This window comes from Nostoc sp. DedVER02, from assembly GCF_034530675.2.
Taxonomy (GTDB): Bacteria; Cyanobacteriota; Cyanobacteriia; order Cyanobacteriales; family Nostocaceae; genus Nostoc.
The window spans coordinates 49,078-75,252 of the sequence record NZ_JAVRCP020000020.1; the positions used below are offsets into that span (position 1 = coordinate 49,078).

Consider the following 26,175-nt stretch of genomic DNA (forward strand, 5'->3'; position numbering starts at 1 on the left):
AAGATTGGGCATTGGGCATTGGGCATTGGGAATTGGGAATTGGGAATTAGTTATTAATAATTATTCTTCTCTGCTCCTTATCTCCCCGTGTCCCATGCCCCATACCTGACAGGTGTAGGTTTTTTATTTGTGCATGAGTGGGCACTCTCAAACAGAGTTCTAAACGTGGTTCAAATAACGAAATTTCGTTCTGGAATGGGAAATCAGAAATTAAAATTAGAGTTCTCAACCAACGGAAAAACGCTATTTCAGCCACATTTGTTAAATACCTACACCTGTCAGATGCCCCATGCCCAATTACCAATTATTTAAAACCTGCCATTCCCTTGAACAATGTGCTTGACGGTGGTCAAAGTTTCCAGGCTGATAAATCCCCGACGATGACCTTTTTGGTTAGACATACCAAGAAACACTGAATCTCCCCGCGAGGGGTTGCGGGAAAAACGCGGGGAAGTGTTGATGTAGGTAGAGGCACTGTTAACTCCCAAGGCAAACTGCCGACTTTCTTGGTAGGATTCAGTAACGATGCAGTCGGCGTGACCACTGCTGTGTTCATTAATCCAAGCGATCGCACCCTCTAAGCTATCCACTAGTTTAAAAGCTACTGTCTTAGTTAAATAAGGATTTTCCCATTCACTCTCTTTCACCAGTTGTAACTGGGGAAAAGCTTGCACTAGTTCTGCATCCCCTTTAATTTCAAAGCCTTTTTCCATCAAGCTGTTCCACAGAACTGCTAGAGATGATGGCAAGGCTTGGCGATGAATCAATACCTTTTCAATGGCGTTGACTTGATCTGGTTCACTTTGATGGCTATCAAGAATCATCCAGCGCACCATTTCTAAGCTAGAATTTAGCGACCAGTAGAGGTAACAGTTACCCATCGCTGACTTTAAAACTGGGCAAGTTGACTGTCGTACTACCTGCTGTACCAAGCTAGAACGTCCGTAGGGAATAACTAGATTCACATACTGGTCTTGGGTAACTAAATCCCGAATTGAAGCCCCATGTTCGGCTGCGATCAGTTCTACACAGCCCGGAGGTAGCCCAACTTCTGCGATCGCATTTTGCAGCGCCTCAGCGATGGCGGCGTTGGAATGGCTAGCTTCAGTACTGCCTTTGAGAATTATACTATTGCCAGTTTTGATGCAAAAACCCGCTGCGATCGCTCCTAAATCGGAAAAGGCTTCATAAATAAATCCAATCACTCCCAAAGGCATTAACTGGGTGTAACTCTGAGAATCTCCCAGTTGATAATCAGCCGTTCTAACGCGCCGCAACGGATCTGATAATTCCCCCAACCGTTGTAAAATATCTACTGTCATCTCTAGCCTTGTGGGAGTCAGCTTCAGCCAGTCCAATATCAACTCTGGCACTGCCATTTCTCGACTGGCTTCTAAATCCAAGGTGTTGGCTTCTAGAATGTCGTCAAATGAGCGCTCAAGGGCTTGTGCCATCGCCAATACTGCACGACTCCGGTCTGCTCCCTTTGTGATCCCCAACTTTAGGGAAGCTTGATAGGCTCGTTGGGCGCTAGTAATTGGTTTGGGGTGGTCATCTAAAACTTCAACAGTCATTGAGTTAACGTCTGTAGGTAAGCCAGACCATTAGTGCTGGCAGAATAGCTAATAGTACCGCCACCATTGCCCAAGCAATAATGCTGGAACCATTTGCTAATCGCAGTGCTAATGGCAGCCATATAATCACTAGCACGAAAATAATGCCAAGTGCTATAGGCAGATAGCTTTCTCCCAAGCGGGGATGGACAACATGCCAACTATTTCCCATCCAACGCCAAGCCCGTTTGTAGGGATAGGTGGTGGAAAGCTGTTCTAGGACATGACCATTATCTTCTACAACAAAGATTTGCTGACAGCGATCGCAACCAAATGCTTCTGTCAACGTAATCGGAATTAACTGACCCCGGCGACGACAAGGACAGGGGTAGTCAGTATTGAAATCTATTTTTTCAGGTTTTTGAGATTGCACAAGCGTTCTAGTAACTTGAGCGTGTTTTACACGAACTACGACAATATAATCTTTTGGTAAATGCAATAGAAGCTTCTGCTACTAGAGATTGCTCTCTTTATATACATGAATTGGCAATGTTTAAATCGCCAAGATTACAAACAGTATATGCAACAGACTCTAAGTATCCTAATTCTCATATCAGTACGGAGTTTTGAATTTGTAGTCTTTCCCCGGATCTGACAATCTTATTTAAAATTTCCTTCTACATAAAATTTAGACACTAATTGACGTTTCAGTGGGTGCATGGGAGCAATTATCCCTTAACGTCCAGACACGATTTAGCTATCCGTGCATAAGTTTCAATATTTTTAGATACATTTAAATATTAGCTAGCAGTGTGCTGAGATTTCTGATATACATAAACCCGCTTTCAGAGACTAAGACCCTTGAATTCCCCCATAATTTAAACTAGTTTTACTAGATCGGTAAAATCTTATCCCTGAATACGATAGTTCCACCATATCTAAATTACTTTATATCTTACCTATCTATGAAATTCATGAAACTTGGGAACGATTCACACGAATACAGTGCGAATCGCTAAAGACTTCAATGCACCTTAAAAATACTAAACCTCTTGAAGTTAAAACTATCAAGAGGTTCTACTTGGAAGCGGGTGACGCGATTCGAACGCGCGACATTCACCTTGGCAAGGTGACGCTCTACCACTGAGCTACACCCGCAATCAATTGCCATATATCAATATCTCAGATTTATCCCTGATTGTCAACCCCTTAATTTTGTCATTGGTCATTGGTCATTGGTCATTGGTCATTGGTCATTGGTCATTAGGTGAATAACAAAGGACAACTGACAAAGGACAAATGACTAATGACAATGACATGCCCTAGCCGAGTTCTTCTGACTCCGCCGTTAAATTACCGATGCTGGCACTTTGAAACGAGGCTGGCAAAGACTGGCTATTACGAGAATATGGCTCTGCTAGGTTAGAACGCAGTTGCCGCATCAGGCTTGCCATTTCTAGGGCATTCAGGGCATAATCCCACCCATGATTACCTTTAATACCTGCCCGTTCTAAGGCTTGCTGCATAGTGTCTACTGTCAAAATGCCAAAAATTACTGGCACTCCAGTTTGAAAGCTAGCGGCGGCAATACCTTTAGAAACTTCGGCGGATACATAATCAAAATGGGGTGTTTGCCCACGAATGACTGCACCTAGACAAATTACAGCATCATAACGATGGGAAAGTGCTAGTTGGCGAGCTACTAAAGGTACCTCAAAACTTCCCGGAACCCAAACATAGTCTACCTGATTACCTTGGGGGTTAGGATCTACACCGTGGCGTTTCAAGCAATCTTGACATCCCTCTAGCAGCTTTCCGGTAACAAGATCGTTAAATCGACCAATCACCACTGCAAACCGCAAAGGCTCCGTTTGGGTAAAAGTTCCCTCGAAAACTGCCATGACTGCCTCTTAATCAACTATAGTTCTGGCCAATATACATTTCTTATTTAAATGTAGAGGAGCAGGAAAGCAAGGTCATAAAAAAGGAAGTCGGAAAAAATTTCTCCTTTTTTCCTTTGGTCTTTAACCTTGGCTTTTCTGCCCCTCTAATTCTTATATTATGTGCCTGCGCCAGAGTGAAGCCGTCGCCTACACGACAAAAAAGTTTAACAAACCAACTAAAAATACCAAACCAATCCAGACAGCAGAACCAACCCAGAGCAGTTTCTTAGATTCAACCCAATTCTGGGGGGTGGCGTAAGCAACTGGAACACCCACAACCAGGACAAAGGACAATAGGACTAGACCTATTAAGGCAAATTGGAATATTATGGTCATTTTTGCTTCTCCCAATACAGCGAAATACTAAGGATAGAATATCCTAAAGGGCGACACTGACACTTTCTTATTATTTTTAAGCTAGCAGAAATTGCAACATTTTAGTCATTTGTCCTTTGTCTAAGTACCAGTGACTAATGACTCTTAACTATGGATTTAATTCTTTGCCACACAACCGCAGATTTTGACGCACTAGGAGCAGCAGTAGGGTTAACACGCCTACTACCGGGAAGCAAGATTGTGCTGACTGGCGGTTCTCACCCTCCTGTACGGGATTTTTTAGCATTGCATCGGGATGAATATCCGCTAATTGAACGCCGTTCGGTGAATTCTGAAAAAATTCGCTCTCTAACTGTAGTAGATACGCAAATGCGCGATCGCTTGGGTAAAGCTGCCCAGTGGTTAGATTTACCCCATCTTCGGGAAATTATAGTTTACGATCATCACTTAGGACAAGAGTCAGATATTCCCGCCACGCGATCGCATATTTCTTCAGTTGGAGCCACCACAACTTTAATTGTGGAACAATTGCAAGAACAGGAAATTTCTCTGACTCCTGCCGAAGCGACAGTGATGGCTTTGGGTATCCACGTTGACACCGGCTCTTTGACCTTTGATCAGTCTACAGCGCGGGATGCCTTAGCTTTGGCTTGGTTGATGCAACAAGGTGCTAGTTTATCGGTAATTTCTACCTACCGTGACCCTGGCTTGTCGTTGCAATTGCAGCAGTTATTGACTCAGGCGTTGGAAAATCTAAAATATCTTTGCCTGCGTGGATATACGATAGCTTGGGTAACTCTGAAAACAGATGCTTTTGTGCCAGGGCTATCGAGTTTGGCTTCGGAACTCGTGGAATTAACTGAAATTGATGCCATCCTGCTAGCTAATGAGTATCCTTTGAGTGAAAGTGATTCACGGTTAACAGTAATTGGGCGATCGCATATTCCCAAAACAAATCTTAACTTATTATTCCAACTTCTAGGAGGCGGCGGTCATTCGCAAGCCGCATCGCTAAACCTCAGAGGAGTTGATTCACAAGCAATATTAAAACAACTCCTTGATGGGGTAAAAGCACAAATTCCCCAGCCCCTCACCGCTAGGGATTTGATGTCCTCTCCTGTCCGCACGATTCTGCCTGAAACCACAATTGCTGAAGCACAGCGAATTTTGTTGCGCTATGGACACTCTGGTTTATCTGTAGTCGATGCTCAAGGGCAACTAGTAGGTATTATTTCGCGGCGAGATATTGATATCGCCCTGCACCACGGATTTAGTCATGCGCCAGTCAAGGGCTACATGACCACAAATCTGAAAACAATTACACCAGATACAACACTGCCACAAATTGAAGCGCTGATGGTGACTTATGATATCGGACGCTTGCCAGTACTGGAGAATGAGCAGTTAGTTGGTCTAGTCACTCGTACTGATGTTTTACGAGAATTACATCAAGAAAGGGATGAAGACGAAGAGGACGAGCAAAAATTCAAAATTCAAAATTCAAAATTCAAAATTCCTCTCAGCACTGAGTTGCAAAATCTTCTTGCACCGCAACTGTGGCAATTGCTCATCATCGCATCGCAAGAAGCAGAAAAACGAGGTTGGCATCTTTATCTAGTTGGGGGTGCAGTGCGAGATTTGCTGTTAGCTGAGGTAGCAGGCAGCTTGATGATTAAAGATATTGACCTAGTAGTTGATGGTTTTCACAAATCAGCAGATGTTGGTGCTGGTGTGGAACTAGCAAAAGCACTCCAACAACTTTACCCTGCGGCTCGTTTAGAAATCCACGGGGCTTTTCAAACTGCTGCTTTGTTGTGGCATAAAGACCCAGAATTAGATTCTTTGTGGGTAGATATTGCCACGGCTAGAACAGAGTTTTATCCTTACCCGGCGGCGAATCCAGAAGTTGAGGCGAGTTCGATTCGTCAAGACTTGTATCGTCGAGATTTTACCATTAATGCGATCGCTTTGCGCCTCACCTCTCCCCGCTCAGGCGAATTACTCGATTTCTTTGGCGGTTTACTTGATTTACAAGCTAAAAAAATTCGGGTTTTACACCCCAATAGCTTTATCGAAGATCCCACCCGCATTTATCGCGGCGTGCGCTTTGCCGTGCGCTTCGGATTTGAAATTGAACCGCAAACGGAAGAGTTTATTCGCTATGCCATCAACAGTGGTGTTTACGATCGCACTTCTCAAGAGAATAGCAGAACCCCAGCCCTGCAAACTCGACTGAAAACAGAATTAAACCATATCCTAGAAGCCCCCTACTGGAAATCGGCTTTGCAGTTACTTGATAACTTAGGGGCGTTGCAATGTATCCATCCTACCCTCAAGCTAGATGAGTCACTCTTTCGGCAATTACGTTTGTTAGAACGTTGTTTACGGCGATTTGATGCTGAACAAACTCTCATTCATTGGCAAATGCGTTTAGAAGCATTAATCGCCCACCTCGCACCAGAATATCGGGCGAAAGTAGCACAAAATTTGCAATTACAAGACGATAGCATTGTGAGGTTGAAAAACTTAGCCCAAGGCTTTAGTCAAGTAATAGAATCTTTACTCACTTTGCAACGCCCTAGTCAAGTAGTGCAGTTGTTGCGACAGTACGACTTACCAATGCTGATTTTAATTGCTTTGCAAAGTCCGCGAGAAATTAGACATCAGATTTGGGAATATTTAACAGTTTTGGCGAATGTGCAGCCACTATTAAATGGCAATGATTTAAAGAAACTTGGTTATAAACCAGGGCCACAGTATCGGCAAATATTAGATAATGTAGTTGCTGCTACCTTGGATAAAGTGATTAAAGATAAGGCTGAGGCTGAAGAGTTTTTAGCCAAGCATTATCCCCAGTAATTTATATTTACCAGATGTGGTTTTTATGGAAACACAAACACAAAACAAATACTACACTCCAGAGGAATATTTACAACTAGAGGAGACATCAGAATCCAAAAATGAATATAGAGATGGAGAAATAGTTTCTATGCCTGGTGGTACGACTAATCACAATGAAATTGCTCTGAATTTCTGCACAAATTTTAAATTTACGATGCGGGGTAAAAATTACAAAATATACATGGGTGATGTCAAATTGTGGATACAGCGTTATCGGATTTACACCTATCCAGATGTGATGGTCATTTTGGGTAAACCAATATATGAAGGAAATGGCACTACCCAAGTGACAAATCCTTCAATTATTGTAGAAGTCTTGTCCAACTCGACACAAAACTACGATAGAACGAATAAATTTAGATTTTATCGTTCCATTCCTGAACTACAAGAATATATTATGATTGACCAATATGAATATCTGGTTGAGCAGTTTACTAAAAATGCTAATGGTCAATGGGTATTAACTGAATACGAATCAGTGGATGCAGTTTTATCGCTCCAGTCAATAGACTTTCAAATTTCCTTCAGCGATATTTATGAAGGAGTTAGTTTGTAAATAGAAGAATAATCATAATGCGTAGACGAAGCCCATCGTTCGCGTAGCGTCTCGTAGAGAAGATATCGCAGTAGCTTAAATTGTATCTGGGCTTAATATTGAATTAGTACTAGCTAATAGCTTATATGGCGCAAGTAATCAATTTATTAGAAAAATAGCTGAATATAACTTAGCTTACGTTGTGTCAATTAGAAGTAATTATGGAGCCTGGTTGCCAGCAGTGCAAAGCGTTAGAGCAAACCACTCTTACTTTTTTGGATAATTTATCCTTGGCTAGATATTTTTCCCAATTCACATTTATTGCTAGGATTCAATCATTTAATTGCTGCAATGAATCAATTTAAATTAAACCTTGTTATGCTTTTGGATAATCTAACTTATTTACTACTAGCTCGTTCCAGAAAGTGACAGAAGAGGGCTAGTGACTTGCAGAAAATAAATTATCCAAAATTATTTGCATATTTGTAGGGACGCAAGGCGTTGCGCCCCTACAATGGGATCTTTTTTTAACTGGAACTCCCCTAAATTAAGTTCAAGCTATTCTAAAGCCTTTTTTACTTCATCTTTGATATTTTCCGTAGTGTGACGGACTTGGGATTCAGCTTGTTTAGCTTTACCTTCAGCTTTATCATTAGGGTTGCCAGTTACTTCACCAACCACTTCTTGTACTTTTCCTTCTACGTTCTTAGCAAAAGCCTTTGCTCTATCTTCGATACTCATTTGCTTTGTTCCTAATTATGTTAATTATTGATTAGTTATTGCTTGCTAATGAAGCGTTGCAATGTTTATATATTAGTTTTAGACAAGTTTTAATTCTTCTATCTGACGATGTTTTTATTCATAATATTTTTGTCCGTTATATATAGTTATCTCAAGGTTAAATTCATCTTGAAGAATTTAAGTAATATCCAAAAGATATAAGAAAACGATCTTATTTTTCTATCTTGAGATAAAATCATTCCCTACCTGAGCTAGATAACAATGCAGATGTGTAGCCTGAACTAGCGTTTAAGAAGTACTCAGTATGTAAGAAGCAGTAACTTAATTTCTTAGTAATTACACTGAGTTATGTGATTTATATTACATGATTGCATTATTTAAGCCGCAAAGAGAAACGATTGGGACAACAAAATAGTTGAGATGTAATGAAATATTCCAAGATTCTTAGTTTGTGTAACAAGGGTTTCGTTACAAATCTTAGGCGTAAATAAACATAATTATTCAAGTTTTAACTGAAGAGTAGTTTAGCTAGTGCAAGAAAACACAGAAAAGTTTTTACATTTTTCTAAGGCTTCCCAGGTTACGTAACTTCAAAGAGACAGCAGGAAAGAAAGCTTTTCAATAAGTTTCTGTTACCTTTTTCAATTAGATAGTTATTTCTGCTTGCACTAGTAAAACTTGTGACTATTTTATGAACAAAGACAGCAGGAATAAGGATTGGCATCTATTCCTAGTTCTTAATTACAGTATTTATGAAGGTATTTATGCAATCAAATTCTACTACTCAAGCAACCCCTAAGTTCCAATATATAGATTACAGAATGCAAAATGATGTATCTGTTAATATTTTCATCGGATTTTCTCTTTTGATTCCAATAATTGTGTTTGCAGGGTTTAATATCTATAAGAAACACCGTAGTGCTGTTCTCAGCCAACAAATTGCCTCATTAGAGAAACTGTGGCTTTTGAATATTAAGAAAAAAAGAGCTTGAAGACAATGAAATACTTATTTATAATTTGGGTACTTATACTATCTTTAGTTGCTCCTAGTGAGGCGATCGCTCAATCAAGACAGCCCTACACCTTAATATCTGGACTTGGCACAATTCACCATGCAGTTTCTACTGCTAATCCCCAAGCCCAAAAGTTTTTCGATCAGGGATTAAATTTAATTTACGCTTTCAATCATGATGAAGCAGTGCGTTCTTTTCAACATGCTGCCAAACTCGATCCGCACTTAGCGATCGCATATTGGGGTATTGCTTTGGCTTTAGGCCCCAATATTAACTTAGAAATCGACCCTAATCGGGAATTAGCTGCTTACCAAGCTGTACAGCAAGCTTTGGCACTTTCCAGTAAAGCATCTAACCAAGAACAAGATTACATTACCGCCTTAGCAAAACGTTACTCGCAAGATCCTAGTGCAGACTTGTATCAACTTGCCGTAGACTACACAAAAGCAATGGCAACCCTAGTTGAGCTATATCCTGATGATTTGGATGCAGCGACACTTTACGCTGAAAGCTTGATGGATCTGCATCCGTGGCAGCACTGGACTAAAGATGGTAAGCCACAGCCAGATACAGAAAAAATTGTGGCTCTTTTGGAATCTGTTCTCAAACGTAACCCGAATCATACCGGAGCCAATCATTATTATATCCATGCGGTGGAAGCCTCACCTTCGCCAGAACGGGCCCTTGTGAGTGCCAAAAGATTAGGAAACCTAGCGCCATCAGCAGGACACTTGGTACACATGCCTTCCCATATTTATTTTCGTGTGGGAGACTATCAAGGGGCAATGCAAGCAAACGAGCAAGCGATCGCTCAAGATAATATTTACATCAAAAAATATCAAGTCCAGGGCACTTATCCCATGATGTACTACAACCACAACGTACATTTTCTCATGGTAGCCAGCAGCATGGCAGGAAAATATGAAGATGCTCTCCAAGCCGCAGATAAATTAGTTGCAAATATAACTGCAATTGACCCATATATACCAATGCTGGAGGGATTTATGGGCAGTAAATTGTTGATTCAGACACGCTTTCATGACTGGGATGCTATTTTAAAAACTCCTGTTCCCGATGCTAAATTGCCCACTACCAAAGCCCTTTGGCATTTTGCTCGCGGTATGGCTATGGCTACCATAGGCAAACTTGAAGATGCAGTCAGCGAAAGTCGGACATTACTGGCTGCCAAACAGGGAATTTCCACCGCAGCAACTATTGGATTCAGTCCCGCCAGTGACATTTTAGACATAGCCTCAAAAGTTCTAAATGCCAAAATTGCAAAGGAAAAGTATGATTATCAATCTGCTATTCAATTACTAGAAAAAGCTGTACAAATAGAAGATACCCTTAAGTACGTAGAACCACCAGACTGGTACTTTCCGACGCGGGAATTTTTGGGCGGTGTACTTTTAGCTAAGGGTGATTATAAAGAGGCAGAGAAAGTCTTTCGTGCCGATCTAGAAAAATATCCCCATAATGGGCGTTCTCTATTTGGTTTGCAGGCAAGTTTGCAGGGACTGGGGAAAGATGATGCCGTTGAAGTTGTCAAAACCGAATTGAAAACAGCTTGGAAGGGTCAAACAAGTTTAGATTTTAGATTTTAGATTTTAGATTGGCCCCATGCATAGCAGGTTATCCAAAGAAGTACAACCCAAAATAGCCTTTATTTGTTGCCTGACTTTAGCTTTCGTATTAAAATTTTGGAGTAATGCTTCATGGTTAATGCAGTCAAACGTTCAATTCGGATATTCAAAGATGTGCCCCTGTCTGTCTGATTTCCTTTATCACCCTACAGAATTCATTTTCTTTCATTTTCAACCCTTTTTTGGGTTGGGCTGTACTTAGGGTAGATAGGGGCAGGCGATCGCGTAAGTGCGATCGTATCACTAGTTAACTATCAACTTGATGCAGAGAGATGGCTCCTATGTCATCCTAGATTTAGGAGAGTTAATTCAGTGATGTCTTTGATTTTAGTATTGAAAGGCTTCTTCCTTTTAGTATTTACAGACTTCTCAGAGAAATTAAAATCTCTACACAGTGATGATTTTGGAGAGAATCGATGTCAATTTACGTAGGTAACCTCTCTTATGATGTTACATCAGAAGATTTAAGCGGTATTTTTGCAGAATATGGTACTGTAAAGCGGGTTCAAGTACCTACTGACCGTGAAACAGGTCGTCCGCGAGGCTTTGCTTTTGTGGAAATGGGAAGTGAAGCAGAAGAAACAGCTGCCATTGAAGCTCTCGACGGTGCTGAGTGGATGGGTCGCGATCTGAAAGTGAATAAAGCTAAACCCAAGGAAGACAGAGGTTCCTTTGGTGGCGGCAACCGAGGAGGAGGATACGGCGGTGGCGGTGGCGGTGGCGGACGCGGACGCTACTAATTTTGGAAACAAAAAAAATTTACCAATAGTCTTAAGGTCAGACAAACAACAGTCTGTCTTTTTTTTGTAAGGTTCCCGCCTGATTAAGTCAACTTAGTAGGAGAAATAATGACCCAAGTAATTGTAGGCGACAATGAACACATTGAATCAGCCTTACGACGATTTAAGCGAGAAGTTTCCAAGGCTGGAATTTTTCCAGACATGAGAAAGCATCGTCATTTTGAAACACCCTTAGAAAAACGCAAGCGCAAAGAAGTTGCCAAGCACAGACAGAGCAAGAGAAGTTTTCGTAATTAAGGGCTGACATACAGCAGAATTCAGAAGTCAGAAGTCAGAATTCAGAAGTCAAACAGGCTTTATACCTTGCTTTGAGACGCGAGCTTGTGTACCTCACCTTCCTTGAAATATGCTGTAAATATAAACGAATACCCTCATAAAATCTATGAGGGTTTTCCTTTTGGCTATTTAAAAATCAGGAAACCTCAAGAAACGCTAAAATCAAGTCAGCCTTTGTATTGTAGCGGTTGTGTCCCACATTACTCAGAGTGCGGTTCACTGCATAAATCCTGATTGTCAACGTCCTTATCCCCAACCTTGGGGCAACAAGTTTTGTAACAGCTGTGGCGCACCGCTAGAGTTGTTAGACCGCTATGTTCCACTTCAACAATTAGGATCGGGAGGATTTGCTCAAATTTACACGGTTTGGGATGAAAAAACTCAAACCGAGAAAGTGCTGAAAGTGTTGGTAGAAGATTCACCAAAGGCACTGGAATTATTTACCCAAGAGGCGGCGGTTTTATCTAGTTTGCAGCATCCGGGTGTTCCCGCAGTCGATGCCGAAGGTTATTTTCAGGTGCAACTGTTTAACCCCAAGCCGCACCAATTGCCTTGTCTGGTAATGGAAAAAATTAATGGGCGGACTTTAGAGGAGATATTAAAAAAGTTTCCCCAAGGGTGTCCAGAGAATTTGGTTATAAACTGGTTTGCTCAAACTGTAGAGATTTTACAAGAATTACACAAACGTCAGATTATTCACCGAGATATTAAACCTTCTAATTTAATGTTGGGAACCTCTTCGCCTGCTGTAACTACCCCTCAAGGGCAAGCACAAGGCGATCGCCTGGTACTAATTGATTTTGGTGGGGCAAAACAATTTAGCGCCTCTAAGCTGCGTTCTCAGTCGAGTTCCACCCGATTATTTTCTTCTGGCTACAGCCCACCAGAACAAGTGAGTGGAAGTATTGTCGGGCCAAGTGCTGATTTTTATGCCCTTGGTCGAACGATGATTGAACTGCTAACAGGCAAATACCCGCTAGAGTTAGAAGATCAACAAACTGGGAAATTGCACTGGCGAAGTTCGGTAAATGTCAATCCGCAATTAGCAGATTTGCTGGATGAGATGGTGCAGGAAGATGTGCGATCGCGTCCAGCAAACGCAGCTATAATTCAAAAACGCTTGGCGAAGATTTCGCAACCATTACCACCGCCAGGATTATTTGCCCAACTGCGAGACAAGGCGAAGCTTGCATCAGGGCAAATATCCCAGAGCTTTACACTGCTAATCCAAGCTATTGAACGAGTCTTAGCTAACTTTAGCCAAGCTGTAACTAAAACTGTTGTTTTCATCGCTCAAACAATCATCAAAATTTTTCAAGCTTGTTTGGCGACCATTTGGGCAATGATATTGGCTTATGTTGGCGCTTGTTTTGGTGCGATCGCTGGTTTTATTTTGGCATATCGCACCAGCTTGGGGCGTTGGGTTGTGGAATCTATTTCGATTCAGCTAAACCAATTAGTGCCAAATACTCAACCCATCTTCGGGGCAGATATTTTGGTATTCGTCGCCGCCGGCTGGGGAACCGCTTGGGGGCTAACAGTATCAGGGTGTTTTAGTCAACGGCGACGCTTTTTAGTAGCATCGCTGATGGGCATGATTAGCTACGGCTTTGGTTGGTTCATTTTGCAATTAATCACACCAAAAGATAGTGGCGAGGGCTTAATAGCAGTGATTTTAGTGGCAGTTTGCCTACTCACCTTGAGCTTAGGTCTTCGCAGCCATCATGTAGTGTACGCCGTGGTCGCTGCCTTTGGTAGTGCGATCGCCTATGCACTTTTAATTATTTTGGGATTAGCACCTCCCATCTTCCAATTTTCTAGTCAACCAGCCTGGTCAGAGTTACAGTTACCTCTAATTTTTTTTGGTTTCGTAGGCTTCTTTATCAGCTTCTGGCTAGGAGTAAGTTACTACCTAATTGTCCCTGGATTGCGCTTTTTGGGATGGCGGTGAAGGAGGCAGGGGGCAGGGGGCAGGGGGGCAGGGGGCAGGGGGCAGGGGGACAAGGGGACAAGGGGGAATTATTGAATAAGTCTCTCCCAAGTCTCCCCCCTCTCCCAAGTCTCCCTTGTCTCTTCTTCATGCCCAATTCCCAATTCTCAATTCCCAATTCCCAATTCCCAAAAACAAGATCCCCCTAGTCGTATTTTGCATCGAGCTAGGGGGATCACATATATGGTAGTCTATAAGAGGTTCGGTATAGTTCCTTACGAATCGATTCTATAGCCTATATTTCAGTTTGAGTAGTCTTACCACTAGAATTTATAGTATTTTTACAGCTTCTTAATGAATGCTTCATCCCTGTTCTTCCTTAGAGAAGCGGTATATGTAAGTATGGCAGTACGCAATGTGCGTAAATTGTCATTTTTGTGGATATCTGTAAAAAATATGAACTTTAAGATTGTTGCTACCGTCGCTTTGTTAGCTTGTTTTGGGTTTGCAGAGCAGGCCCTAGCGTTAAATCAGCTAGATCTAGATCAGTTGAAGGCAACAAGTGGCTGTCCCCGGTGTAATTTGAGTGGTGCTGACCTAACTCAACTAAATCTAGCTGGAGCAAATTTGCGAGGGGCTGACTTGAGTGGTGCAACATTATCTAAAGCTAATCTCACCAATGCCGATCTCACTGGCGCAAATTTAGAAGGTGCAATTCTGAATTTGGCTAATCTTAATGGTGCTTCCTTAACAGGAGCAAATTTGAAATCAGCATCCTTGGAAAATGCCGATCTATCTTATGCCGGTTTCATCAGCGCTAATTTGGAAGCAGCAAACTTAAAAGATGCCAGAATTGAGTTTACCAATTTTCGCGGGGCTAACTTCCGACTAACAACTATGGCGAATGGTGTCGTCACCTCCGATAAGCCTTATGGCTGGTCGTCAGAGCGTCAACAGGACAGAGAATGTAATGAGTTCAAACCCGAAAATACTCGAGGCACAACCTGTTATTCAAAATAAATTGGGCATTGGGAATTGGGCATTGGGCATTGGGAATTGAATATAATTATTCCCCTTGTCCCCTTGTCCCCTTGTCCCCTTCCCCCTGCCTTCTTGTATATCAAAAGCATTTTGTTTGTTAACGGTTCTTTATCATGGGAAAAAAGCTTGTAGATTAATTGAATCAATGCTTACCCATATTAAAGACTTAGCAGCAAAACTAGCGCCTCGCTTGATTGAAATTCGCCGCCATATCCACTCTCATCCAGAACTTAGCGGTCAGGAGTACCAAACAGCAGCCTTTGTAGCTGGTGTTTTGTCCTCTAGTGGTCTGCATGTACAAGAAGGTGTTGGTAAAACGGGCGTTATTGGAGAATTGCAAGGCACTGGTCAAAATGACCGTTTATTGGCAATTCGTACCGATATGGATGCTTTGCCAATTCAAGAGGGCACAAATTTAGAATACGCCTCTCGCGCAGTGGGGGTTATGCACGCCTGTGGTCACGATGTCCATACTACTGTGGGACTAGGGACAGCAATGGTGCTGTCCCAAATGGCAGAGGAGTTGGGTGGTAAAGTGCGGTTTTTATTTCAGCCAGCCGAGGAAATTGCTCAAGGAGCAAGCTGGATGATGAAAGATGGGGCGATGGAAAATGTCTCGGCTGTATTAGGGGTTCATGTTTTCCCTTCTATACCCGCAGGATCTATTGGTGTGCGTTACGGAGCATTGACAGCCGCCGCAGATGATTTAGAAATTCTGATTATGGGAGAATCTGGGCACGGGGCGCGTCCCCATGAGGCGATTGATGCAATTTGGATTTCTTGCCAAGTCATTACTGCATTGCAACAAGCCATCAGCCGGACACAGAATCCTTTGCGTCCTGTAGTGTTGAGCATAGGGAAGATTAATGGTGGCAGAGCGCCGAATATCATTGCTGATAAAGTACAGTTATTGGGAACGGTGCGATCGCTCCATCCCGAAACCCGCGCCCATCTCCCTAACTGGATTGAAAATATTGTATCTAATGTTTGCCATACCTACGGGGCAAAATATCAAGTCAACTATCGCCAGGGCGTACCCAGCGTTCAAAATGATTACACCTTGACGCAATTGTTACAATCAGCCGCCGAAGAAGCTTGGAGTAGCGATCGCGTCCAAGTCTTACCTGAACCTTCTCTTGGTGCTGAAGATTTTTCTATGTATTTGGAACATGCCCCCGGTTCCATGTTTCGGTTAGGTGTAGGCTACAAAGAAAGAATTATTAACCACCCATTACATCATCCCCAATTTGAAGTTGATGAATCTGCCATTATTACCGGAGTTGTAACTATGGCTTATGCCGCTTATAAATACTGCCAGCAAAATGTTTAAACAAAAACTCCCAGACTTGATGTGCTGGGAGTTTTTGTTTAACTAACTTTTTTTAGCGGATATAGAAAGTTCAAAAACATCCTATGCTTTTGATTCGCTAACAACGCCTAATTTTTCTTGAATTTTGGTCTTAGCAGCTTTGAATTCAGTAGCCAATTGTTCACTTTGTTCAGTGCTTAAGTTGTTGCGAATGGCAGCAAACATTGTGCTTTCTTCTTGACGAATGTGATCGCCAATAGCATCCATCAACTGTTTGACTTTCTCTTTGAACTGGGGTGAAGATGGGCTAAGAGCCTTAATTTCTTCTAACGCCTGCTTTGCATGAGCTTGTTCATCAAACAATTCTTGAGTATTATCTTGACCGTAGAAAGGACGTACTCTTGGATAGACTACTTCTTCTTCAGCTTCAGCGTGAGCAGTTAAATCCTTGTAAATTTGACCAAAATATTCTTGGATCTTTTGGGGATTATCGCTTTGCAGGAGTTCGGTAAATAAAGTATTTACCTTGTTGTGATCGAGGCGGATGACATCTTGGATATTTAGATCGCTTTTGTCACTGGTTTGGGTAACAGCACTACCCACTACACCACTGACTGCGGCCATAGCGTCTTGAACACGTGCCCAAATTCCTTGATCTGCATCTTGACCAGTGAGTTCGCGGACACCCAGAATCTCTAAAACACCTTTGAGTTGCTCTTGGTGAGCGCGGTTTTCAAAGTTAATAGTATTCAGAGGCCCGATCGCTAGCAGCACGTCAGCACCAACTTTTTGAGCAGCTTTGTGAACTATCAAGCCACTCATTACTGCTTGGTGTTTCAACAATTCATGCTGAGATACTTTTTCATACAGGCTCAACTCAGAACCTTTGAACAATTCACGAGCTTTTTCAATGAATTCTGTAATATTTTTCTTCGGTTCAGCCTGAATGCCATACTGACCAATCACAGTTTCTAAAACGCCAAGATTTTTTTCGTCATCTTTGAGAAAATTCCGAATGCGATCTGCAATTTCAGCATCGAGTCCTTCTCTCAAAAGCAATTGCTCATTTTCAATGACCAACTGTTGAAGGGCTTTAAGACTTGCCAATTTAACAGCAATAGCATTGCGTTTCGTATCATCTAAAGTAGCTACCATCCGTGTTCTCCTCGGCAAAGTGTTTTGTAATTCTTACTTGATATCACCTTGACACAGAGGTTAGGAAGATTCCATCTTTCTTTTGAGCGATCGCTATCACAACTATGGGTAGAAAAATACAATTTTTCTTTATAAAAAACTTTTGTTTTTATACTTTTAGATAGATATATGAAATTTAAACTATATCCTGAGATATAAAACTTATATTTGATTTGTTAAAATACACATTAACTATGTGTAATCTGCAACGCCCTACCAAAAACTTTTGGTTATAGCTAGGTTTTTTAAAAAATTAAATTGGATTGCTATAGATACTTGTCAATCCCTCTTTTATGAAACAGGATAAAAGTAAACTAATTAAAATTAAGCTGGGTTTTCTAAGTTATAAAATTGTATTTATAAATTCAAAAAAAGTTAGTCAATATTGAGAAATTTATTTTGATTATCAATATAAATAAATTATTTATTGAATATTTTACCAAGATTCTCTCAGATTAGAATGCTTAAAAAGTAGACTTTGCTACTTTTAAGTAGCGAAGTCTACCTTTTAACGAAGGGCTATAGGAATCCGGTTTGATTTGAAGAAAATATCCGTAGGATGTGTTAGCGCTAGCGTAACGCATCAAACTTTTGATAATAGTGCGTTACGAACTCCGTTCTAACACCAGTCGTCTACGGCGGCAAACCCGCCTACAGCGCTGGATTCACCGCAACGCACTGGCTCCTCTACAATACCTAATTTCGTTCAAAAATCAAATAGTAATCCTATAGATTCTACTTACATCCTAAAGACTCACGAGTATCTACACCAGTTTTAGAATTAACACCGCTTGCTTTAACACAAAGCTTTTTCACTTGCGTTCCATCTAGAATTGCATTTGTAAAATCAGCGCCTGTGACATTTACATCATCAAAAGTAGAACGCAGCATCATTGCATCGGTTAACACAGCATCACTCAAATCAGCAGCCTTAAATCTTGATAGATAAGCTATGCCTTCACTAAAATTAACACCATGCAGATTTACTCCCTCCAGCAGAGTACCGTTAAATACAGTGCCACGTAAGTCAGCATTGCTAAAATTAGCATTCTCTAATTTGAGATTGGTAAACTCAGTACCAATTAAACTTTGACCAGAGTAATCCTTACCCTTGAGTTCATCATTACCCACAGAACGGGTAATACTGGAAGAACTTGCAGCTTCCGCCGATAGGGGAAACAAAAAAAGAACCATAGCTAAAACACAGCTAGCTATTAGTCGCCAATATTTCATAATGTGTTCTTAATAAATCTCAACACTTCATCATTAACCATTAAACCTCACACAAGAGGACAAAGGAGTGAAGAAGGGAATAGGTTACAGGGTAGAGATTATTCCCTATCACCTACCACCTGTCACCTCTTCCCTAATCTCTCGTAGGATGATAGATGTTGAGGTGCGATGCCTAATGGCAAGTTGCTCCGCATCTACGCAAAATTACCTGTGGCTAATCAAGAAGACAACGCCCAATCTCTGGCGCGAACCCCTTTATATAAAGTGGGTGTAGAACTCAAAGCTCGCTTTACCAGCTTTGGTGGCTGGGAAATGCCCGTGCAATTTAGTGGCATTAGCCGCGAACACGAGGCTGTAAGAAATACAGCTGGAATGTTCGATATTTCTCACATGGGCAAATTTACCCTCCAAGGTAAAAATCTCATTTCCCAACTCCAGTCTTTAGTACCTTCAGACTTGAGTCGATTGCAACCCGGTCAAGCGCAATATACCGTATTGTTAAATCCCCAAGCGGGAATTATTGACGACATCATTGTTTATTACCAAGGTGAAGACACCACTGGCATACAAAAGGCATTTATCATCGTCAATGCAGCAACCTCTGGTAAAGATAAAGCATGGCTTTTGCAACATCTAGACCTGGATAAAGTGCAATTCCAAGACCTTTCACCAGAAAAAGTCCTAATTGCCGTACAAGGGCCAAAAACGATTAAATATCTCCAGTCTTTAGTGCAAGAAGACTTACAACCAATCAAAGCCTTCGGACATTTAGAAGCAACCTTACTAGGCAAACCTGCCTTCCTAGCCCGTACAGGTTACACCGGAGAAGATGGCTTTGAGGTGATGGTAGACCCAGATGTGGGCGTAGAATTATGGCGAAATCTCCATAAAACTGGTGTTATCCCCTGTGGGCTTGGTGCGAGAGACACCTTGCGCTTAGAAGCAGCAATGGCACTTTACGGACAAGATATTGATGACATCACCACACCTTTAGAAGCAGGTTTGGGATGGCTAGTCCACTTAGATACCAAAGGTGATTTTATGGGAAGGGAAGTTTTAGCACAACAAAAAGCCTCTGGAGTGCAGCGTCGATTAGTGGGTTTACAAACTCAAGGACGCAATATTGCCCGTCATGGCTACCAAGTGTTATCAGCAGGTAAAGTTGTGGGAGAAGTTTCTAGTGGTACTCTGTCGCCTACACTTGGTTATCCCATTGCTTTAGCCTACGTTCCTACCCAACTAGCAACCGTTGGTCAGCAGCTAGAAGTCGAAATACGCGGCAAAGCATATCCAGCAGTTGTGGTTAAACGCCCCTTTTATCGTTCAAAAAATCGTGCTACCAACTGATAAGCGCTAGGGTTTTTAAGGAATAATGTGTTGTGAGTTACTCAATTTACAGTAAGGTTCATTACCAGATATGGCTTGGATGACTGTTGGGGCAATAATTTTTTTGATAAGGGAGAGGAAGTGATATGTCTTTTGAATATCCTCAAGATTTTAGATACCTCGATTCTCATGAATATGTGCGAATAGATGGCGAAATTGCCACCATTGGCATTACTGAGTTTGCCGTACATGAATTGGGTGATATCGTCTTTTTGGAACTGCCAGAAATTGGCGATGCTCTTACCAGGGGAGAAAACTTTGGCACAATTGAATCAGTGAAAGCCGTTGAAGAACTGAATTCACCAGTCACAGGAACGGTTGTAGAACGCAATGATGCTTTAATTGACGATCCCGAACAAGTGTCAGATGATCCCTATGGTGAAGGATGGTTCTTAAAAGTGCGCGTCAATGACCCTGGTGAAATTGAGGATGCCTTGACAGCAGATGAGTATCGCGCCCAAGTGGAAGGCGAATAGGAACTAAAGGTGCAGGGGGCAGGGAGCAGGGGGAAAAACTGCAAATTCTTCTCCCCAACTCTCCCCGCTTCTTGCTCCCTTGTCTCTTTTCTCTGTCGTGGAATGAAGAAGGGAACATGGGTTTGAGTCTCCCACTTCGCAGGCATAGTTTTTGTGCAGGTGGGGTTGAATCCTCATTATTTTCTATCCCCCTTGCTCCCTGCTCCCTACGCCCTGCCTCTTAACTACTCCAGAAAATAAGTCATGAAATTTAGATAAACTTAAAAGTTACACCTACTTCTCATGAGTATTTATTGCAAAATATGAAATAGTCCCATCTGGAGAGTAATTTGTGGTATTGAACGCCCCTATTCTCAAATCGAATGAGCAGCAAGTGCTGAATCAAAAAGGTCAAAAGTTAAGTAGTTTTGCGCCAAGACATATTGGCCCTAACTCCGATGACATCCAGCTTATGCTTCAGGTTTTAGGATTTCCCAGCCTGGATGCCCTAATCGACAAAACAGTTCCTCAGACAATCCGGCTGAAGCAACCCCTAAAGTTACCAGAAGCCGAAAGTGAGTATGCAGCACTGACATCCTTAAAAAAAATTGCTAGCAAAAATCAGGTTTTCCGCTCATACATTGGTATGGGATATTACGATACTATTACCCCACCTGTGATTGGGCGTAACATCCTAGAAAATCCGGGTTGGTATACTGCTTACACTCCTTATCAGCCAGAAATTGCCCAAGGGCGATTGGAAGCGCTGCTCAATTTTCAAACCCTAATTATCGATTTAACAGGTTTGGAAATTGCCAATGCTTCGTTACTTGATGAAGCCACAGCCGCAGCTGAAGCAATGAGTCTGAGCTATGGTGTTTCTAAAAATCAGGCAAATGCTTATTTTGTCTCTGGTGATTGCCATCCCCAAACTATCGACGTGTTAAAAACACGTGCTAAACCATTAGGGATTAATATCATTGTCGGCGATCATCAAACATTTGATTTTGATCAACCAATTTTTGGGGCTGTTCTGCAATATCCTGCAAGTAATGGCACTATTTACGACTACCGCGCTTTTATAGAAAAAGCCCATGCTAAGGGTGCATTGGTAACGGTAGCAGCAGATCCTTTAAGTTTAACTTTGTTAACCCCTCCTGGGGAATTTGGCGCTGATATTGCGGTCGGTAGCACTCAGCGATTTGGTATTCCGTTGGGGTTTGGGGGGCCTCATGCGGCATACTTTGCGACGAAGGAAGAGTATAAGCGGCTGGTTCCAGGGCGAATTGTGGGAGTATCAAAAGATGCTCAAGGTAAGCCGGCATTACGTCTCGCCTTGCAAACCCGCGAACAGCACATCCGCCGGGAAAAAGCTACTAGTAATATCTGTACTGCACAGGTGCTACTGGCAGTAATGGCGAGTATGTACGCCGTGTATCATGGCCCTGCTGGACTGAAGCAAATTGCTGAAAATATCCACCAGCTAACTTTAATGTTGGCAGCAGGACTAAAGCATTTGGGTTACAAAATTAGTTCTGAACATTTCTTTGATACATTGCGCGTGGAGTTGGGAACACGCAGCCTAGAAGTAATTCTCGAAGCTTCTCAAACACGGAATATTAACCTGCGGATTTTTGATGACAATGCAGTTGGGATCTCTGTAGATGAAACAACTACAGTAGATGATTTGGTAGAGCTTTTCGAGATTTTTGCAGCACCTGATAGTCTATTGTTCGGTTTTAAAGAAATTGGAGACTTAATTGCAGCACAGCGCAAATCACCTCTACAAAACTCAAGCCTTGCCCGTACCAGTACATATCTCACCCACCCAGTTTTTAACCGCTATCACTCAGAAACTGAATTGTTGCGCTATCTGCACAAGCTAGAAGCCAAGGACTTGTCGCTAACTACATCGATGATTCCCTTGGGTTCTTGCACAATGAAGTTGAATGCAACAGCAGAGATGATTCCGGTAAGTTGGGAAGAATTTGGCAAGATTCATCCATTTGCCCCCGCGTCCCAAACCCAAGGTTATCAAATCTTGTTTGAACAACTTGAGGCATGGTTAGCTGAAATTACTGGTTTTGCCGGAATTTCTCTACAACCAAATGCGGGTTCTCAGGGAGAATACGCCGGACTTTTAGTAATTCGCCAATATCACGAAAATCGAGGTGAAGCACACCGGAATGTTTGTTTGATTCCCACCTCAGCACACGGGACAAATCCGGCGAGTGCGGTAATGTGTGGGATGAAGGTGGTGGCAGTTGCTTGTGACTCACAAGGTAATATTGATGTTAATGACCTGAAGGCTAAGGCAGAAAAACACAGCCATGAACTCGCCGCCTTAATGGTGACATACCCTTCAACTCACGGTGTCTTTGAAGAACCAATTCAGGAAATCTGCGCTGTTGTCCATAGTCATGGTGGACAAGTTTACATGGATGGGGCAAATATGAACGCCCAAGTAGGGATTTGCCGTCCTGGAGATATTGGCGCGGATGTGTGTCATTTAAATTTGCACAAAACCTTCTGTATTCCTCATGGTGGCGGTGGCCCTGGTATGGGGCCGATTGGGGTTGCATCCCATCTCGTGCCATTTTTGCCCGGACATGCTGTAGTAGGTACTGGGGACTGGGGACTGGGGACTAGGAAAGAGGAAATCCCCAGTACCCAACATATTGGTGCTGTGGCGGCTGCACCTTGGGGTAGTGCGAGTATCTTGGTGATTTCTTGGATGTATATCGCCATGATGGGTGCAGATGGTTTGACTGAAGCAACTAAGGTGGCGATTCTCAATGCTAACTACATTGCCAAGAAACTGGAATCGTACTATCCGGTTTTGTATCAGGGTAAAAATGGTCTAGTTGCCCATGAGTGTATTTTAGATTTGCGATCGCTCAAAAAATCAGCTGCGATCGAAATCGATGATGTAGCCAAGCGTCTGATGGATTACGGTTTCCATGCGCCGACTGTCTCCTGGCCTGTAGGGGGTACAATCATGGTGGAACCTACAGAAAGTGAATCTAAGCAAGAGTTGGATCGTTTCTGTGATGCGTTGATTTCTATTCGCCAAGAAATCGCTGAAATAGAATCAGGTAAGGTGGATATTCAAGATAATGTTTTGAAGAACGCACCCCACACCGCCGAAAGTCTCATCGTCGGAGAATGGCATCATCATTATTCTCGCGAACAAGCTGCCTATCCTGCACCTTGGACTCGTGAACATAAATTCTGGCCGGCTGTTGGTCGTATTGATGCAGCTTTTGGTGACAGAAATTTTGTTTGTTCTTGTCTGCCAATGGATGCTTATTCCTGATATAGCTATACAGTTTAGTTAAAATTTACTCCCCTTAACTCTAGTTTCTAGAAAGTTGAGGGGATTTTTTGCGCAAAGATTCTCTCTGCGTCTTTACATGAGAAAAAAGTTTACCCTATTCTTCTCTAATTAAAAGTCAATACTGTTCAGTTAAGGCAAGAGACGCGATAAATCGCTGTCTTTACAATAATCAGTCCCTCATCTTGAGGGCGATTTATCGCATCTTTGGGATCGATTATTTTCATCAAATAATCTTAATCCGAACCGTATAGAATTAAGAGTGATAAAAGAGCATTACCCCAGATAATTTATCTGGGAGCAGTGATAGTATTTAATTGCTTAACCATCTGCTAATAAAATTGTCCACAGACATTGAAATTTGAGCAATCAGCACTAGTCAAAAATGCTGGTGTCAATTGTCGCAGAAGCCAGACTAATTTACAGTAAAAAAATATCTGAGAAATTTTAACCAGACATTTACCCACCCTTCAACTACCTCGGTTAAGGTTTCTAACAATATGGATAAATAATTTAACTTTAAACGCGTAAATTAGCCTGCCTAACTTTCCATCTCAGCAGCATTTACAAAACTCACCGTAATTGTGACGATTACGCTAGAATTGTTAAAGGTTCTTTACAGAATTTGCCGATCATCCCCAATTCTGTTAAAACAGCCTAGCATTCAAATGTAAATCTAAAAACCCCCTCTAGAGTTCACCAAAAGCTTCTATGACGCTCCCAATTCGCAACGTCGCCATTATCGCCCACGTTGACCACGGCAAAACTACGCTGGTTGACGCACTCCTCAAACAATCCGGCATTTTCCGCGAAGGCGAAGACGTTCCGGATTGCGTTATGGACTCCAACGCCCTAGAACGGGAACGGGGTATTACTATCCTGTCCAAAAATACGGCAGTTCGCTACAAAGAAACACTAATTAATATTGTTGATACTCCTGGACACGCTGACTTTGGTGGCGAAGTTGAACGAGTCCTCGGCATGGTTGACGGATGTCTTCTGATTGTCGATGCCAATGAAGGCCCCATGCCCCAAACGCGCTTTGTCTTGAAAAAAGCTTTGGAAAAAGGGTTACGCCCCATCGTTGTCATCAACAAAATCGACCGTGGCCAAGCTGACCCCCACGTTGCAGTTGATAAAGTCTTGGATCTGTTCTTGGAATTAGGGGCAGATGAAGATCAGTGCGATTTTCCTTATCTGTTTGCCTCCGGTATGGGAGGTTTTGCCAAAGAAACCTTGGAAGCAGAATCGGTAGACATGCAACCCTTGTTTAACGCTATTCTGAAACACGTTCCACCACCTGTAGGCGACATCAACAAGCCTCTGCAATTGCAAGTCACAACCCTAGATTATTCTGAATACCTGGGACGGATTGTGATTGGCAGAATTCACAACGGCACTATCCGGGCTGGACAGCAAGCGGCTTTAATTACAGAAAATGGCACAATTGTCAAGTCCAAAATCAGCAAGTTGATGGGCTTTGAAGGACTCAAGCGCGTAGACCTGGAAGAAGCAACCGCAGGTTATATTGTCGCGGTGGCTGGTTTCGCCGATGCTTATATTGGGGAAACGATTACTGACCCTAACGAACCGCAAGCTTTACCATTGATTAAAGTGGATGAACCAACCTTGCAAATGACCTTCTGGGTGAATGATTCGCCCTTTGCAGGTCAAGAAGGTAAGTTGGTGACATCAAGACAAGTACGCGATCGCCTATTCCGCGAACTTGAAACCAACGTAGCTTTGCGGGTTGAAGAAACCGATTCTCCCGATAAATTCCTCGTTTCCGGTCGTGGAGAACTCCACCTGGGTATCTTAATTGAAACCATGCGCCGGGAAGGATTTGAGTTTCAGGTATCTCAGCCACAGGTTATTTACCGCGAAGTCAACGGTCAACCTTGCGAACCTTACGAACTATTGGTGTTAGATATTCCTGTTGATGCTGTGGGTAGCTGTATCGAACGCCTGGGACAACGCAAAGGCGAAATGCAAGATATGCAACCTGGTAGTGGCGATCGCACCCAGTTAGAGTTTGTCATTCCCGCCCGTGGTTTGATTGGCTTCCGGGGTGAATTCATGCGGATGACTCGTGGCGAAGGCATCATGAACCACAGCTTCCTCGACTACCGTCAACTTAGTGGTGACATTGAAGCCCGCAACAAAGGCGTTTTAATCTCCTTTGAAGAAGGCGTTTCTACCTTCTACGCCATGAAGAACGCCGAAGATAGAGGAGCATTCTTTATCACTCCTGGTACAAAGGTTTACAGAGGAATGATTGTCGGCGAACACAATCGTCCGCAAGACTTGGAACTAAATATCTGTAAGACCAAGCAGTTAACCAACCACCGCGCTGCTGGTGGCGATGAATTGGTACAACTACAAGCACCGATAGACATGAGCCTAGAGCGTGCTTTGGAATACATTGGCCCCGATGAATTGGTGGAAGTTACCCCCCAATCGATTCGTCTACGGAAGATGTCCAAGAAGTTGGCTAAACGGTAAGTAAAGCAATAACTTAATTGATTTAAAAAGCCCGCTCATGCGGGCTTTTT

General features: G+C 42.4%; 20 protein-coding genes, 1 tRNA gene and 1 pseudogene. 14 read left to right on the forward strand and 8 right to left on the reverse strand.

What is annotated here, in order from left to right; all coding sequences use genetic code 11:
* Window positions 1-308: 308 nt before the first annotated feature.
* The 5 genes from RMZ41_RS19785 to psbZ all read right to left on the reverse strand — a co-directional run bounded on the left by RMZ41_RS19785 (window position 309) and on the right by psbZ (window position 3,832).
* A complete protein-coding gene (locus RMZ41_RS19785) occupies window positions 309-1,574 on the reverse strand; it encodes a glutamate-5-semialdehyde dehydrogenase (RefSeq protein WP_322640983.1) in 1,266 nt (421 codons plus the stop codon).
* A 4-nt stretch (window positions 1,575-1,578) separates the two neighbouring features.
* A complete protein-coding gene (locus RMZ41_RS19790) occupies window positions 1,579-1,986 on the reverse strand; it encodes a hypothetical protein (protein ID WP_094329162.1) in 408 nt (135 codons plus the stop codon).
* Between the two features lie 653 nt (window positions 1,987-2,639).
* Window positions 2,640-2,711, reverse strand: a tRNA-Gly gene (locus RMZ41_RS19795).
* Between the two features lie 164 nt (window positions 2,712-2,875).
* Entirely contained in the window at window positions 2,876-3,454 is a 579-nt protein-coding gene (gene ribH, locus RMZ41_RS19800; RefSeq protein ID WP_094346524.1) for a 6,7-dimethyl-8-ribityllumazine synthase, read from the reverse strand.
* A 189-nt stretch (window positions 3,455-3,643) separates the two neighbouring features.
* Window positions 3,644-3,832 carry a photosystem II reaction center protein PsbZ gene (gene psbZ, locus RMZ41_RS19805; RefSeq protein ID WP_322640982.1) on the reverse strand — a complete coding sequence of 63 codons (189 nt, stop codon included), beginning with the start codon at window positions 3,830-3,832 and terminating at the stop codon, window positions 3,644-3,646.
* A 150-nt stretch (window positions 3,833-3,982) separates the two neighbouring features.
* Between psbZ and RMZ41_RS19810 the strand changes: the two genes are divergently transcribed.
* The 3 genes and pseudogenes from RMZ41_RS19810 to RMZ41_RS19820 all read left to right on the forward strand — a co-directional run.
* Window positions 3,983-6,691, forward strand: a complete 2,709-nt coding sequence (locus RMZ41_RS19810) for a CBS domain-containing protein (protein ID WP_322640981.1) — start codon at window positions 3,983-3,985, stop codon at window positions 6,689-6,691.
* A 25-nt stretch (window positions 6,692-6,716) separates the two neighbouring features.
* Window positions 6,717-7,289: a Uma2 family endonuclease gene (locus tag RMZ41_RS19815; RefSeq protein WP_322640980.1), complete on the forward strand. Its 573-nt coding sequence runs from the start codon at window positions 6,717-6,719 to the stop codon at window positions 7,287-7,289.
* An 88-nt stretch (window positions 7,290-7,377) separates the two neighbouring features.
* Window positions 7,378-7,533 (forward strand): annotated as a pseudogene (locus RMZ41_RS19820) (IS701 family transposase); the annotation flags it as partial.
* Between the two features lie 293 nt (window positions 7,534-7,826).
* On the opposite strand, the gene RMZ41_RS19825 reads toward RMZ41_RS19820, so the two are convergent.
* Window positions 7,827-8,009 carry a CsbD family protein gene (locus RMZ41_RS19825; RefSeq protein ID WP_322640979.1) on the reverse strand — a complete coding sequence of 61 codons (183 nt, stop codon included), beginning with the start codon at window positions 8,007-8,009 and terminating at the stop codon, window positions 7,827-7,829.
* A gap of 764 nt (window positions 8,010-8,773) precedes the next feature.
* Here RMZ41_RS19825 and RMZ41_RS19830 point away from each other — a divergent pair.
* The 7 genes from RMZ41_RS19830 to RMZ41_RS19860 all read left to right on the forward strand — a co-directional run bounded on the left by RMZ41_RS19830 (window position 8,774) and on the right by RMZ41_RS19860 (window position 16,042).
* Complete coding sequence (locus RMZ41_RS19830; RefSeq protein ID WP_322640978.1) at window positions 8,774-9,001, forward strand: hypothetical protein; 228 nt, start codon at window positions 8,774-8,776, stop codon at window positions 8,999-9,001.
* Window positions 9,002-9,006: 5 nt separating this feature from the next.
* Entirely contained in the window at window positions 9,007-10,626 is a 1,620-nt protein-coding gene (locus RMZ41_RS19835; RefSeq protein ID WP_322640977.1) for a hypothetical protein, read from the forward strand.
* 455 nt (window positions 10,627-11,081) lie between these two features.
* Window positions 11,082-11,405 carry an RNA-binding protein gene (locus RMZ41_RS19840; RefSeq protein WP_322640976.1) on the forward strand — a complete coding sequence of 108 codons (324 nt, stop codon included), beginning with the start codon at window positions 11,082-11,084 and terminating at the stop codon, window positions 11,403-11,405.
* A 108-nt stretch (window positions 11,406-11,513) separates the two neighbouring features.
* Window positions 11,514-11,702, forward strand: coding sequence for a 30S ribosomal protein S21 (gene rpsU / locus RMZ41_RS19845; protein WP_012407716.1), 189 nt, complete (start codon window positions 11,514-11,516; stop codon window positions 11,700-11,702).
* Window positions 11,703-11,931: 229 nt separating this feature from the next.
* Complete coding sequence (locus RMZ41_RS19850; RefSeq protein WP_322640975.1) at window positions 11,932-13,692, forward strand: serine/threonine-protein kinase; 1,761 nt, start codon at window positions 11,932-11,934, stop codon at window positions 13,690-13,692.
* Between the two features lie 435 nt (window positions 13,693-14,127).
* On the forward strand, window positions 14,128-14,691 hold the full coding sequence (locus tag RMZ41_RS19855) for a pentapeptide repeat-containing protein (protein ID WP_322641008.1): 564 nt from the start codon (window positions 14,128-14,130) through the stop codon (window positions 14,689-14,691).
* A 166-nt stretch (window positions 14,692-14,857) separates the two neighbouring features.
* Window positions 14,858-16,042 (forward strand): M20 family metallopeptidase, encoded by a 1,185-nt coding sequence (locus RMZ41_RS19860; protein WP_322640974.1) that lies wholly within the window; start codon window positions 14,858-14,860, stop codon window positions 16,040-16,042.
* 81 nt (window positions 16,043-16,123) lie between these two features.
* Here the strand turns inward: RMZ41_RS19860 and RMZ41_RS19865 are convergent, their stop codons facing one another.
* Together RMZ41_RS19865 and RMZ41_RS19870 are read right to left on the reverse strand one after the other, a co-directional pair.
* Window positions 16,124-17,176 (reverse strand): hemerythrin domain-containing protein, encoded by a 1,053-nt coding sequence (locus RMZ41_RS19865; protein WP_322640973.1) that lies wholly within the window; start codon window positions 17,174-17,176, stop codon window positions 16,124-16,126.
* Between the two features lie 774 nt (window positions 17,177-17,950).
* Window positions 17,951-18,448: a pentapeptide repeat-containing protein gene (locus RMZ41_RS19870; RefSeq protein ID WP_322640972.1), complete on the reverse strand. Its 498-nt coding sequence runs from the start codon at window positions 18,446-18,448 to the stop codon at window positions 17,951-17,953.
* 210 nt (window positions 18,449-18,658) lie between these two features.
* Here RMZ41_RS19870 and gcvT point away from each other — a divergent pair, with 210 nt between their 5' ends.
* The 4 genes from gcvT (at window position 18,659) to typA (ending at window position 26,125) form a co-directional block, all read left to right on the forward strand.
* The gene (gene gcvT, locus RMZ41_RS19875) at window positions 18,659-19,795 is read left to right on the forward strand and encodes a glycine cleavage system aminomethyltransferase GcvT (protein ID WP_322641007.1); all 1,137 of its coding nucleotides are present in this window, start codon (window positions 18,659-18,661) and stop codon (window positions 19,793-19,795) included.
* Between the two features lie 125 nt (window positions 19,796-19,920).
* Window positions 19,921-20,310 (forward strand): glycine cleavage system protein GcvH, encoded by a 390-nt coding sequence (gene gcvH / locus RMZ41_RS19880; protein WP_322640971.1) that lies wholly within the window; start codon window positions 19,921-19,923, stop codon window positions 20,308-20,310.
* Window positions 20,311-20,641: 331 nt separating this feature from the next.
* Window positions 20,642-23,605 (forward strand): aminomethyl-transferring glycine dehydrogenase, encoded by a 2,964-nt coding sequence (gene gcvP / locus RMZ41_RS19885; protein WP_322640970.1) that lies wholly within the window; start codon window positions 20,642-20,644, stop codon window positions 23,603-23,605.
* Between the two features lie 729 nt (window positions 23,606-24,334).
* Window positions 24,335-26,125, forward strand: coding sequence for a translational GTPase TypA (gene typA, locus RMZ41_RS19890; protein ID WP_322640969.1), 1,791 nt, complete (start codon window positions 24,335-24,337; stop codon window positions 26,123-26,125).
* Window positions 26,126-26,175: the final 50 nt, after the last annotated feature.